We start from the raw sequence: 12,416 nt of genomic DNA on the forward strand, positions 1-12,416 counted from the left end.
TGTGAAAATATTAGATTGGTACATACTTAAGCGTTACTTGTTTACATTTTTTGTAATGCTTCTACTGTTTATACCTATAGGAATTACAGTTCATTTAGCAGAAAAAATAGGAAAAATACTAGAAAACAATGCGCCTCTTGATGCGGTTTTATTGTATTTTCTAGATTTTACAATCTACTTTGCTCATTTGCTATTTCCTTTATTCTTATTTCTTTCAGTTATATGGTTTACCTCAAAGTTAGCTAACAATACAGAAATAGTTGCTTTTTTAAGTTCTGGTGTGTCATTCACAAGGTTTTTAAGACCCTACCTAATAGGTGCTTTTATAGTATCCTTATTAGCATTAGCTTTAGGTATGTATTTAGCTCCAGAAGCAAGTAAAGGTTTTAATGATTTTACTTATAAATATTTAAAGAAAGGTCAAACTGCTGTAGATACAAAAAACGTTTACAGACAAATAAATGATAACGATTATATTTATGTAAGTAATTTTGATATAAAACAAAAGCGAGGTACAAACTTTACTATAGAACATTTTGAAAACAATAAAATGGTTTATAAAATAAGTGCCAATACCATAAGATATAATGAGAAAGATTCTACATATAGGTTACTATCTTATGTAAAACGAAAAGTTGGAGAACGCGACGATATTTTAGAGATGACAAGAAGAAAAGATACCATTTTTCCTTTTGATTTAGAGGATTTAACACCTGTAGAATATATTGCAGAAACATTATCTTATAATGAACTAAATAAGTTTATAAAGAAAGAAGAGAAAAGAGGGTCATCAAATATAGGAAGGTATAAGCTGGTAAAATACAGAAAGTGGAGTTTGCCTGTATCTGTTTTTATTTTAACCATTATAGCGGTGGCAGTATCATCTATAAAACGTCGTGGTGGAATGGGTGTAAATTTAGCCTTTGGTATCTGTATTGCTATGGTTTTTGTGTTTTTTGATAAAATATTTGGTGTTATGGCTTCACAGTCAGACTTTTCTCCGTTGGTTGCTGTATGGTTTCCAAATGTTATATTTGGTATATTAGCCATATATCTTTTATACAATGCAAAACGATAAGTTTAAGAACTACTTACATCTTCATTTATTAGTTTTTATTGCCGGATTTACTGCAATTTTAGGAGAATTAATATCTATAGAAGCTGTTTCATTGGTATGGTTTAGAATGCTCATGGCTACCATCTTGATGGGACTTTACATTGTGTTTTCCAAAATAAATATAAAAGTAACCAAACAAACACTACTTAAATTTGCAATAGCAGGTATAATTATTGCTTTGCATTGGATTACGTTTTTTGGCTCAATAAAAGCAGCAAATATATCTATTGCTTTATCCATGTTTTCTACAGGAGCTTTTTTTGCCTCTATAATAGAACCTATTATATATAAACGCAAAATTATCCCTTATGAAATCATTTTTGGAATTATTGTTATAATAGGAGTTTTCATCATAACCCAAAGTGAAATACACTATTTATACGGAATCATTTTAGGTATCGTTTCTGCCTTTTTATCATCGTTATTTTCTGTGTTAAATGGCAAGTTTTTGCAAACTCACACAGCAACAGTTATATCGTTTTATGAGTTTATATACGGAGTCATTTTTATAACATTATTTATAGGTGTAATGAATTCAGGAATCCCAGAAAATTTCTTTTCATTAAGCATATCTGATTTTTCATATCTATTCATTTTAGCATCTATTTGTACCGCTTATGCATTTATTGCTTCTGTTCATGTCATGAAACATATTAGTCCTTATACCGTAGTGCTTACTTATAATTTAGAGCCAATTTATGGTATCATATTAGCTTTAATAATCTTTCCTGAAGAGGAACATATGAGTACATCTTTTTATGTGGGAGCCTTTATTATTATTGGTGTTGTGTTAATGAATGGTATAATAAAAAACATGAATAAAATGAAAAACGAAAAGCTTATGGCTAATTAGTTTATAAAGTTTTTATATTTACCACCTTAAGTAGAGAATGTTAATAACCTTTTTAGAAATTATATTTTTTTTCAATTTGAAACTAAATTCTAAACGAAATAAAATATGTAATTTTGTGAGCTAACTGAAATTAAAAACTATCAATTCCGATGGAATATTTAGAATTTGAATTACCTATAAAAGAACTTGAAGAACAATTAACAAAATGTCAAGTTATTGGAGAAGAGAGTGATGTTGATGTATCTGAAACTTGTAAGCAAATAGAGAAAAAACTTCAAGCAACAAAAAAGGAAATATATAAAAACCTAACACCTTGGCAGCGTGTACAATTATCACGTCATCCTAATAGACCATATACATTAGATTACATAAAAGCACTTTGTGGAGATTCTTTTTTAGAGCTTCATGGAGATAGAAATGTAAAAGATGATAAAGCCATGATTGGCGGTTTAGGAAAAATAGGTGACCAAACCTTTATGTTTATAGGGCAACAAAAAGGCTATAATACCAAAACAAGACAATACAGAAATTTTGGTATGGCAAATCCTGAAGGATATAGAAAAGCACTACGCTTAATGAAATCGGCTGAAAAATTTGGAGTTCCTGTAGTAACTTTCATTGATACACCTGGTGCATATCCCGGGTTAGAAGCTGAAGAACGTGGACAAGGAGAAGCCATAGCTAGAAACATTTTGGAAATGTCTAGGTTACAAGTACCAGTTATATGTATTGTAATAGGAGAAGGAGCCTCTGGTGGAGCTTTAGGTATTGGTGTAGGTGATAAGTTTTTAATGTTAGAAAACGCTTGGTTTTCTGTAATATCTCCTGAAAACTGTTCCTCTATACTTTGGAGAAGTTGGGAGCATAAAGAACTAGCTGCAGATGCATTAAAACTTACCGCAAAAGACAGTAAGCGTATCAAAGTAATTGATGATATTATCAAAGAACCACTTGGTGGCGCTCATAGTGATAGAGAAACTACATTTAAAGCAGTTCGTGATGCAATTATTAAATCTTACGATGAATTAAAAAACTTATCACCAAAAGATTTAGTAAATACACGTATGGAGAAATATACTGAAATGGGAGTTTATAAAGGGTAATCCTTTTAAACAAACAACTCTAATAAAAAACTGAAGGATAACCTTCAGTTTTTTTATGCTTATTAACAATAAAATTAAGTTATTAACAGTTAGATTGTTAACTTACGGTTAACAATGAACCATTAAAAAAAGTAAAAAGTAAACATTGTTTTATTTACTTTCGTGACAATGAAACAACCAAACCAAATACAGGGATACCAAGTAGATAAAAATAAAATTATCGCTTTAGAAAAAGGGAAAATACCACCTCAAGCAATTGATTTAGAGGAGGTTGTGATTGGCGCTATGATGATTGATAAAAAAGGTGTTGATGAGGTTATTGATATTTTAAACACAGATGCTTTTTATAAAGATGCGCACAAGTATATATTTGAAGCCATTTTTCAATTGTTTGAAAATAGTGAACCTATTGACTTATTAACCGTTTCTAGCCAATTAAAGAAAAACGGAAAGTTAGATTTAGCAGGTGGTGATTTTTACCTTATTTCTTTAACGCAAAAGGTATCGTCTTCAGCGCATATTGAGTTTCATGCACGTATTATTTTACAAAAATATATTCAGCGAAGTCTTATTAAAATTTCAAATGAAATTATTGAAGACTCTTACGATGAAACAAAAGATGTATTTGATTTATTAGACAAAGCCGAATCAAAACTATACGAAGTTACACAAGGTAACATAAAAAAATCTAGTGAAACAGCTCAAGAGTTAGTTATTCAAGCCAAAAAGAAAATTGAAGAAATATCTAACAAAGAAGGCTTGAGTGGTATTCCAACAGGATTTACAAAATTAGATAAGTTAACATCAGGTTGGCAACCATCAGATTTAATTATTGTTGCTGCTCGTCCTGGTATGGGTAAAACAGCCTTAACCTTATCTATGGCAAGAAATATAGCTGTAGATCAAAATATGCCTGTAGCATTTTTCTCGTTAGAGATGGCGTCTGTACAGCTTATTACGCGTTTAATATCTAGTGAAACAGGATTATCTTCTGAAAAGTTGCGTACAGGGAAACTAGAAAAGCATGAATGGGAGCAACTTAATGTAAAAGTAAAAGATTTAGAAAAAGCACCTTTATTTATTGATGATACACCATCACTTTCTATTTTTGACTTAAGAGCAAAAGCCAGACGTTTATCATCACAACATGGCATAAAGCTTATCATGATAGACTACTTGCAGTTAATGACAGGAGGTAATAGTCATGGCGGTAACCGTGAACAGGAAATTTCTATGATTTCCAGAAACTTAAAGGCATTAGCAAAAGAATTAAATGTTCCTGTTATAGCTTTATCACAGTTATCTCGTGCGGTAGAAACACGTGGTGGTAGTAAAAGACCTTTACTTTCAGATTTACGTGAATCTGGAGCTATTGAGCAGGACGCAGATATTGTATCATTTATTTATAGACCAGAATACTATAAAATTGATGAATGGGATGATGAAGAGCGTTCTCCTACAGAGGGTCAAGCCGAGTTTATTATTGCAAAACACCGTAATGGTGGTCTTGAAAACATTCGCCTTAAATTCTTAGGGCATTTAGGTAAGTTTGACAACCTTGATGATTTTGATTCACCATTTGATAATGAGTTTCATTCTAAAATGAATGCAGCTGCAAATGACGATACATTCAAGTCAAGTAATTTCCCATCGGCTTCAGACGCTTTTGATGCTCCTGAAATGCCAGATGATAATGATGTACCTTTTTAGTTTTAATTAAAAAATATACTCCCAAATATTTTTAAGTACTTAATCTAGTTTATGGACCAAAGAAGAACCACAAATATATTACTACTAGTAATAGTTATACCTTTAGTGTTTTACTTACTAAAACAACTGTCTTTTATATTTGTACCATTAGTTTTTTCAATGTTTATAGCATTATTGTTTTTACCATTAATGCGTTGGTTAGGGAAAAAGAAAGTACCAAAACCAGTAAGTATTCTTATTGTTATTTTGCTAATTATTGGAGGTCTTAAAGTTGGTTTTGAATTAATAGAGCTATCTAGTAAACAAATTTTAGGTTCAGATTCTGAATTTTTTGTTAAGGCTGAAGAAAAATTTGAGATTATTTCAAAATCACTTCAAGATAATTTTGGAGTAAAAATTGACACAGATAAAAATATATTATCTCAAGTTATTCATAAAGATAATATAGGGTCAACTTTTGATTTTATCAGGAAATTTTTAACGGCAATTTTAATGACCGCTTTTTTTGTTGTCTTATGGTTGGCAGAGTCTATAAACTTTCAAAAAGTATTAAATAGTACAATACTTAAAGGAAAACATGCGTCGGTTAAAACCTTCAGAAAAATAGAAAAAGATCTTATAAAATTTATTAAAGTAAAATTTCTAGTAAGTCTAGCAACAGGAATAGGAACAGGTTTAGCTTGCTTATTTTTTGATGTAAGCTTTCCTATTTTTTGGGGATTGTTCGCTTTTGTGATAAATTTTGTTCAAATGGTTGGATCTATAATTACTGTAGTGATGCTATCTGTTTTTGCTATTATAGAGCTTGATCCTACAAGTACATTATTCTTCTTTATTATGTCAATTACTGGAGTTCAAGTGTTATTTGGATCTATTTTAGAGCCTATATTTATGGGGAAATCTTTTTCTTTAAATGTTATCACCGTTTTAGTTATGCTTATGCTATGGGGATACATTTGGGGTGTTCCAGGTTTAATTATGGCAATTCCTATTACCGTATTTGTTAAAATAATTTTAGAACAGTTCCCTAATACTAAAGTAATTTCTAAATTACTCTCTGCAAACCAGAACTAAAATTTAAGTATCTTACGGTTTTATTTATAAACCTTAATTAAGATATGGTTCATGGTACCCATAACGCGCTAGATGATGCGCGTAATAATGATATTAAAATTTACATAAACGGGGAATTTTTTTCTCGTAATGATGCCAAAATTTCTGTTTTTGACAGTGGCTATTTAGTAGGAGATGGCATTTGGGAAGCTTTAAGGCTTCACAAAGGAGTGCTAGTTTTTCTAGAAGATCACCTTAACCGATTATGGGAATCCGCGGCAACTGTAGGCATGACATTTGGTTTTTCTAAAGAAGAGCTAGTACAAAACATAAAAAAAACACTGCAAAATAATAATATGCATGATGATGTTCATGTGCGTATTATGATTACTAGAGGAATAAAAAAAACACCTTCACAAGACCCAAGGCTTACTATTTCGGGGCCTAATGTTGTTATAATTCCAGAATACAAAAAAGCATCAGAAGAAAGTAAAGAAAAAGGTATCACACTTTTTACAAGTACTATCAGACGTGGTTCTCCAGATTATTTAGATCCAAGGCTAAACTGCCATAGTAAGCTTCACGAAGTACAAGCATTAATTCAAGCAATTGAAGCAGGAGCAGACGAAGCATTAATGCTTGATGTCAACGGTTTTGTTTCTACATGTAATGCTACTAATTTTTTTATTGTTAAAAATAATGAAGTTTGGACTTCAACAGGTCAATATTGTATGAATGGTATTACCAGAGCAAAGGTGATAGAGGTTTGTAAACAAAATAATATTGTGTGTAAGCAAAAGAACTTTTCACTATTTGATGTTTATGGTGCCGATGAGGCTTTTGTAACAGGAACTTTTGGCGGATTAACTCCAGTAACAAAAATTGATGGAAGAACCATTGGTACAAAATCTTATGGTGATTTTACTAGAAAAGTAAGCGGTTTATATCAAGATTTAATTATTGCAAGTGTAAATAATGAACTCAAAAAATAACAACATCACAAGAATTTGCCTGTGGTCTGGCCCTAGAAATATTTCAACAGCTTTAATGTATTCATTTGCCCAGCGAGAGGATACTTTGGTGTTTGATGAACCATTATATGGTTATTATTTAAAAAATACCAAAGCAAAAGAATATCACCCTGGAGCAAAAGATATTTTAGATTCATTAGACAATAACGGTGAAAATGTAGTAAACAAAATGATGCATGAAGACAGAAAGCCTATATTGTTTTTTAAAAACATGACACATCATTTATTAGATTTAAACCGTGATTTCATGAAAAATGTAGTAAATGTTATCTTAACAAGGCACCCAAAAGAGATGATTCCTTCTTTTGCAAAAGTTATTACAAACCCAACAATTCAAGATATAGGTTATGCAGATCATAGCAATTTGTTAGATTTTTTTGAAAAGGAAGCAATTACACCTATAGTTTTAGATTCTACTAAATTGTTATTAAATCCTGATAATACATTAAGAAAATTATGTGAAAAAGCGCAAATACAATTTTATGATTCTATGTTACAATGGCAAGCAGGAGCAAGACCAGAAGATGGTATATGGGCAAAATATTGGTATGATAATGTACATAAATCTACAGGATTTTCAAAGTATAAACCCAAAACTGAACCATTTCCTGAATATTTAAAGCCATTACTGCAAGAGTGTTTACCTCACTATAACAGATTATTGCCTTATGCAATAGGTTAAAATTGTTTAAAAGCATAAATCAAAGGCACAAAATTTGAGTATCTTTCAACTATGAAAAAGACCCTTATATTATTACTCTTATTAATTTCATTACCCAGTTTTGCATCTTACATACTTATTCCTATGGATGCCGAATCTCAAAAAAACCACTTGAAAGCGTATGGAATTACCTATTGGACATTAGAAAAACAATTAAAAGTAAAGTGGCTGCTTAATTACCGTGGCGGTTCATTTTTACTTCCAGATACAGAAGACATACAAAGAGAATGTCAGATTAGAGGTGTGTCATTTGAAGTTATTTCAGATTCTAAAACCGAATCTATTCTTCAGGAAATAAGCAGTCCTAGCAAAAACATGGAAGCAGTCGTTTTAGAAAAAGCTCCTAAAATAGCTGTTTATACACCAAAAGGAAAACTGCCTTGGGATGATGCAGTAACTATGGTATTAACGTATGCAGAAATACCGTATGAAACTGTTTACGATGAAGAAGTGCTAAATGATGCGTTATTACTTTATGATTGGTTGCATTTACATCATGAAGATTTTACAGGACAATATGGTAAGTTTTATAGAAATTATAAAACAGCAGCTTGGTATATAGAAGAAAAAAAGGAAGCAGAAGCTTTGGCCTCCAAATTAGGCTATAGTAAAGTGTCTCTAGAAAAACTTGACGTAGCAAAAAAAATACGAGATTATGTTATAGGAGGTGGTTTTATGTTTGCTATGTGTAGTGCAACAGATAGTTTTGATATTGCATTATCTGCAGATGGTGTTGATATTTGCGAACCTATGTTTGATGGTGATGCAAGTAGCCCAAACTATCAAAGTAAGATAGATTATAGTCATACTTTTGCTTTTAAAAATTATACGTTAGAAAGAAACCCAAATGTTTATGAGTTTTCTTCTATTGATATGACACAGAAACGTCAAATTCCTAAAGAGACAGATTATTTTACTTTAATGGATTTTTCAGCAAAATGGGATCCTGTTCCTACAATGTTATGCCAAAATCATACAGCTTTAGTAAAAGGGTTTATGGGGCAAACAACGGCGTTTACACGAGATGAAATAAAAAGTAACGTGCTTGTTATGGGAGAAAACAAAACAAATGGCGAGGCTAGATATATACACGGAATAAAAGGAAAAGGCTTTTTTACTTTTTATGGAGGACATGATCCAGAAGATTATACACATAGAGTAGGAGACCCAAGAACAGAATTAGATCTACATCCTACATCACCAGGATATCGCCTTATACTTAATAATGTTTTGTTTCCTGCTGCAAAAAAGAAAAAGCAAAAAACATAAAATAAAAAAATCCGACTCGAAAGAGTCGGATTTTTTATAAGCGAAATATGTTATACAATAGGCGAAACGCCTTATTTTACTTTGTTTACTATGGCTTCAAAAGCTTCAGGGTTGTTCATAGCTAAATCTGCTAAAACCTTACGGTTTAATTCGATATTGTTAGCTTTTAATGCACCCATAAACTTTGAATAAGACATACCATGTTGTCTAGCTCCAGCGTTAATACGTTGAATCCATAAAGCACGGAATGTTCTCTTTTTGTTTCTACGGTCTCTATACGAGTATTGCATCGCTTTATCAACCGCATTTTTTGCTACTGTCCAAACGTTTTTACGACGTCCAAAGTAACCTTTTGCTTGTTTAAGAACCTTTTTTCTTCGGGCTCTTTTTGCTACAGAATTTACTGATCTTGGCATAATTTTAAATTTTTTTGTAGTAGGCGATCGTTACCGATACTTTATTGAGCCTAACTCCAGGGTTTGTAATTAATTTTAACCGAACGTAATTACTTTAAACGTAATTGTTCTTTGATACTATTTTCATCATGCTCATGTACTGTTGTACTATGAGTTAATGCAAGCTTACGTTTTTTAGACTTCTTTGTTAAGATGTGACTTTTAAACGCATGCTTTCTTTTAATCTTACCAGTACCTGTTAACTTAAAACGTTTTTTGGCACTAGATTTAGTTTTCATTTTAGGCATCTTGTTCTTCCTAGTTTATTAATTTCGCTTATTATTGTATACCTGGTTTTCAGGTTTCATTTATTTTTTAGGAGCAATAAACATTGTCATTCGTTTTCCTTCAAGTTTTGGCATTTGTTCTACTTTACCAATTTCTTCTAAATCTTGAGCTAAACGTAATAATAAAATTTGACCTTGCTCTTTAAACACTATTGAGCGTCCTTTAAAAAATACAAATGCTTTTAACTTTGCACCATCTTTTAAAAACTTCTCGGCGTGTTTCTTTTTAAATTCGTAATCATGATCATCGGTTTGAGGACCAAAACGAATTTCTTTAACCACAACTTTACTAGCTTTTGCTTTTAAAGCTTTTTCTCGTTTCTTTTGTTCATAAAGAAACTTTTTGTAGTCCATAACTTTACATACAGGAGGATCAGCTTTAGGAGAAATTTCCACAAGATCTAATCCTTGTTCATCTGCTATAGATAATGCTTGCTTGGTTGGGTAAATACCAACTTCTACATTGTCACCTACTAATCTGACTTTTTCTACTCTAATTTTAGAGTTTATTCTGTGTTGATCCTCTTTAATGACTCTTCTAGAGGTTTGTTTTCTTCTACGTATTGCTATGGCTATAAAATTTTAGTTAAACTTATTTTTCTTATTAAAATTGTTTTAAAGATTTTTTTACTTCTTCGTTTACAATGTTTGTGAATTCTTGTACACTAATCATGCCAAGATCTTCTCCACCGTGCTGACGAACAGATACTTTATCTTCTTGTTCTTCGTTTTCTCCGACAATAATCATATATGGGATTTTTTTCATTTCGGCTTCCCGAATCTTTTTACCCATAGTTTCGTTTCTATTGTCAATTAGGGCGCGAATTTCGTTATTTTCTAACAAATTTAAAACTTTTTTCGCGTATTTTTCATATTTCTCACTAATAGATAGCACGATAACTTGTTCAGGCATTAACCAAAGTGGGAAATTTCCTCCAGTGTGTTCTAGTAAAATTGCGATAAAGCGTTCCATACTTCCAAAAGGCGCTCTATGAATCATTACTGGTCTGTGAAGTTCATTATCACTACCTTTATAGGTTAGGTCAAAACGCTCTGGTAAATTGTAGTCAACTTGAATAGTACCAAGTTGCCATTGTCTACCTAAAGCATCTTTTACCATAAAATCTAATTTAGGTCCGTAAAAGGCTGCTTCACCTGTTTCAATTACATAGTTAAGGTTTTTATCTTTTGCAGCACTTATAATTGCTTGTTCTGCTTTTTCCCAGTTTTCTAGACTACCTATATATTTGTCTGGGTTTTCAGGATCACGCAATGATACTTGAGCTGTGAAGTTTTCAAATCCTAGAGAGCCAAAAACATAAAGTACTAAATCAATAACATCTTTAAACTCTTTATCTAATTGATCTGGTGTACAAAATATATGAGCATCATCTTGAGTGAAGCCTCTTACACGAGTTAATCCATGTAGTTCACCACTTTGTTCATATCTATATACTGTACCAAATTCGGCATAGCGTTTTGGTAAATCTTTATATGACCATTGGCTGTTGTTATAAATTTCACAATGGTGCGGGCAGTTCATTGGTTTTAAAAGGAACTCTTCTCCTTCTTTAGGTGTATGAATAGGTTGAAAACTATCTTCACCATACTTTGCGTAGTGTCCGGAAGTAACATAAAGTTCTTTTTGTCCAATATGAGGTGTTACAACCATTTCATAACCTGCTTTTTTTTGTGCAGTTTTTAAAAAACTTTCTAAACGTTCTCTTAAAGCAGCTCCTTTTGGTAACCATAACGGAAGACCTTGACCTACCTTTTGAGAGAAAGTAAATAATTCAAGTTCTTTACCAAGTTTTCTATGGTCACGTTTTTTTGCTTCTTCTAGTAATTCTAGGTATTGGGTTAATTCTTTCTGTTTTGGAAATGAAATACCATAAACACGAGTAAGTTGTTTGTTATTTTCGTTACCTTTCCAATAAGCTCCAGCAACACTTAATATTTTTACAGCTTTTACAATACCTGTATTAGGAATGTGTCCGCCTCTACATAAATCAGTAAAAGTATCATGATCGCAAAATGTAATAGTGCCATCTTCAAGGTTCTCTATTAAATCAACTTTATAGTCATTTTTACCTTTATAATATGTAAGAGCTTCTTCTTTAGAAACCGAACGCATATTAAAATCATGTTTCCCTCTAGCTATTTCTAGCATTTTATCCTCGATACGTTTAAAATCTTTTTCAGAGATTACATCATCTCCTAAATCAATATCATAATAAAAGCCGTTTTCAATTGCAGGACCAACCCATAACTTTGCATCTGGATAAAGTGATTCTATAGCTTGTGCAAGGATATGAGCAGATGAGTGCCAAAAAGCTTTCTTTCCTTCATCATCATTCCATGTATATAAAGTTAAAGCGCCATCGGTCGTTAAAGGAGTTGTTGTTTCTACTATTGTATCATTAAATTTTGCTGAAATAACATTTCTAGCTAAACCTTCGCTAATACTTTTAGCGACCTCTATAGGAGATGTAGCTCCTTCAAACGATTTTATACTGCCGTCAGGCAATGTGATGTTTACCATTATATATTATATGTATTAATAAAGACGCAAAGATAATAGGTTAATTACATACCTACAATATATATATATGTATAAATTGTTTAATAGAGAGGTTATTTTATGTCATCCTATAACATTTTAGTTTTGTAGTTTACTATATATAGAGGTATAGATTTAAAGTGTAGTATAAGATTTTTGTTGATTTAAGGAGTATAGTTTATGGTCTATATAAAAAGGATTAAAAAAACTTTATCATTAACATGTTGTAAACAAGGTTTTTAATGGTCAAGGTTAAA

The 12,416-nt window shown here is 31.5% G+C and carries 12 protein-coding genes; 8 read left to right on the forward strand and 4 right to left on the reverse strand.

The window, feature by feature from the left end; genetic code table 11:
• Position 1 precedes the first annotated feature (1 nt).
• The 8 genes from ABD690_RS08340 to ABD690_RS08375 all read left to right on the forward strand — a co-directional run bounded on the left by ABD690_RS08340 (position 2) and on the right by ABD690_RS08375 (position 8,857).
• Positions 2–1,078: an LptF/LptG family permease gene (locus tag ABD690_RS08340; protein ID WP_344729237.1), complete on the forward strand. Its 1,077-nt coding sequence runs from the start codon at positions 2–4 to the stop codon at positions 1,076–1,078.
• The gene (locus ABD690_RS08345; protein WP_344729239.1) at positions 1,065–1,970 is read left to right on the forward strand and encodes a DMT family transporter; all 906 of its coding nucleotides are present in this window, start codon (positions 1,065–1,067) and stop codon (positions 1,968–1,970) included. Before ABD690_RS08340 ends, ABD690_RS08345 begins: the two co-directional genes overlap by 14 nt.
• Positions 1,971–2,119: 149 nt before the next feature.
• Positions 2,120–3,073, forward strand: a complete 954-nt coding sequence (locus ABD690_RS08350) for an acetyl-CoA carboxylase carboxyltransferase subunit alpha (protein ID WP_344729241.1) — start codon at positions 2,120–2,122, stop codon at positions 3,071–3,073.
• Positions 3,074–3,241: 168 nt separating this feature from the next.
• Positions 3,242–4,783 (forward strand): replicative DNA helicase, encoded by a 1,542-nt coding sequence (gene dnaB / locus ABD690_RS08355; RefSeq protein WP_344729243.1) that lies wholly within the window; start codon positions 3,242–3,244, stop codon positions 4,781–4,783.
• A gap of 51 nt (positions 4,784–4,834) precedes the next feature.
• Positions 4,835–5,857: an AI-2E family transporter gene (locus ABD690_RS08360; protein ID WP_344729245.1), complete on the forward strand. Its 1,023-nt coding sequence runs from the start codon at positions 4,835–4,837 to the stop codon at positions 5,855–5,857.
• A 44-nt stretch (positions 5,858–5,901) separates the two neighbouring features.
• A complete protein-coding gene (locus ABD690_RS08365) occupies positions 5,902–6,828 on the forward strand; it encodes an aminotransferase class IV (RefSeq protein ID WP_344729247.1) in 927 nt (308 codons plus the stop codon).
• The gene (locus tag ABD690_RS08370) at positions 6,812–7,549 is read left to right on the forward strand and encodes a sulfotransferase-like domain-containing protein (RefSeq protein ID WP_344729249.1); all 738 of its coding nucleotides are present in this window, start codon (positions 6,812–6,814) and stop codon (positions 7,547–7,549) included. Before ABD690_RS08365 ends, ABD690_RS08370 begins: the two co-directional genes overlap by 17 nt.
• A gap of 51 nt (positions 7,550–7,600) precedes the next feature.
• The gene (locus ABD690_RS08375; protein ID WP_344729251.1) at positions 7,601–8,857 is read left to right on the forward strand and encodes an asparagine synthetase B; all 1,257 of its coding nucleotides are present in this window, start codon (positions 7,601–7,603) and stop codon (positions 8,855–8,857) included.
• A 71-nt stretch (positions 8,858–8,928) separates the two neighbouring features.
• On the opposite strand, the gene rplT is transcribed toward ABD690_RS08375, so the two are convergent.
• From rplT to thrS, 4 genes are all read right to left on the reverse strand, one after another.
• Positions 8,929–9,273 (reverse strand): 50S ribosomal protein L20, encoded by a 345-nt coding sequence (rplT, locus tag ABD690_RS08380; protein WP_344729253.1) that lies wholly within the window; start codon positions 9,271–9,273, stop codon positions 8,929–8,931.
• Positions 9,274–9,362: 89 nt separating this feature from the next.
• Positions 9,363–9,560 carry a 50S ribosomal protein L35 gene (gene rpmI / locus ABD690_RS08385; RefSeq protein WP_344729255.1) on the reverse strand — a complete coding sequence of 66 codons (198 nt, stop codon included), beginning with the start codon at positions 9,558–9,560 and terminating at the stop codon, positions 9,363–9,365.
• Between the two features lie 60 nt (positions 9,561–9,620).
• On the reverse strand, positions 9,621–10,169 hold the full coding sequence (infC, locus tag ABD690_RS08390; RefSeq protein WP_344729324.1) for a translation initiation factor IF-3: 549 nt from the start codon (positions 10,167–10,169) through the stop codon (positions 9,621–9,623).
• A gap of 34 nt (positions 10,170–10,203) precedes the next feature.
• On the reverse strand, positions 10,204–12,141 hold the full coding sequence (thrS, locus tag ABD690_RS08395; RefSeq protein WP_344729257.1) for a threonine--tRNA ligase: 1,938 nt from the start codon (positions 12,139–12,141) through the stop codon (positions 10,204–10,206).
• Positions 12,142–12,416: the final 275 nt, after the last annotated feature.

Source organism: Corallibacter vietnamensis (assembly GCF_039537875.1).
Classification (GTDB): Bacteria; Bacteroidota; Bacteroidia; order Flavobacteriales; family Flavobacteriaceae; genus Corallibacter; species Corallibacter vietnamensis.